This window comes from Spirabiliibacterium falconis (assembly GCF_014885015.1).
Classification (GTDB): domain Bacteria; phylum Pseudomonadota; class Gammaproteobacteria; order Enterobacterales; family Pasteurellaceae; genus Spirabiliibacterium; species Spirabiliibacterium falconis.
Window position 1 is genome coordinate 1 of record NZ_JABMIJ010000025.1, and the last position, 886, is coordinate 886.

Sequence of the window (886 nt, forward strand, 5' to 3'; positions counted from 1 at the left end):
AAATAGATAATTTTTTCATATTTGAGATTTTTACTTTTTTAAGTAAAAGAAAAACGCCCAAGAAGGGCGTTAATAGTAATGATTATTTTGTTCCACTGAATGATGAACCGAGTACATTAAGATCAGAACTATCTGCTAGTTTTGCTACACCAGCGACTTGTTCAGCTTTTACTCCCATAAATTTTCCTTCATATTCTCCAGTGTATTGAACTCCGAACCGTTTTCCAGTGGCATTTGCATTACCTTTGAACTCCATTACACCATTATCGAGGTTAATATTGGTATTAGAAAGAGTTATATCTTCAATATCCGATGCGATATTTCCTGATACAGTCTTTTCAGTAAAATTAGCTTTTAATGTTACTTGTCCATTGGTATCAACACGATAGTTATTGCTCACAAATGCTTTTCCAGAGTAAGTCGCTTCTCCTTTTAGTTTTTCAATGACATGGCTTTTTGTTGGGTTTCCACTATATGCAATTAATGAGTCACGACCTAAATTACCAGCAGCAGTAGAAATACCATGTGCTGATTCACTGCTGTTATAACTGTATACCTCATAACTCATTTGCTTGTATCTCCCATTGATTATACTACTTTCTGAACTACCTGATGTATGCATTCCCGAGTTATCTGTTTCAAGCCACAAATATTGGAACGCACTAGAATCACTATTTCTGAATGAAGTATCTTTTCTTGTATAGGTATCAACAGAAAGTGCACGAACTTTTTGATTAAGAGCTTCTATGGCAACGTAATCATCTTCATGAAAGTAATTATCGGAATATGCTTTAGCATCTTCTTCGCTTAATCCCGCTTTTTGGGCGTTTTCGAATAGTTTGATTTTATTCGCAGCCAAACGTGCCTCTTCAGCTTTACGAGCTTC

General features: G+C 35.4%; 1 protein-coding gene. It reads right to left on the minus strand.

Translation table 11 applies throughout. The features are described from left to right. Positions 1–82 precede the first annotated feature (82 nt). Positions 83–886: factor H binding protein domain-containing protein (locus HPC40_RS09010; protein WP_208119168.1), on the minus strand; the 804-nt coding region annotated here is incomplete at its 5' end.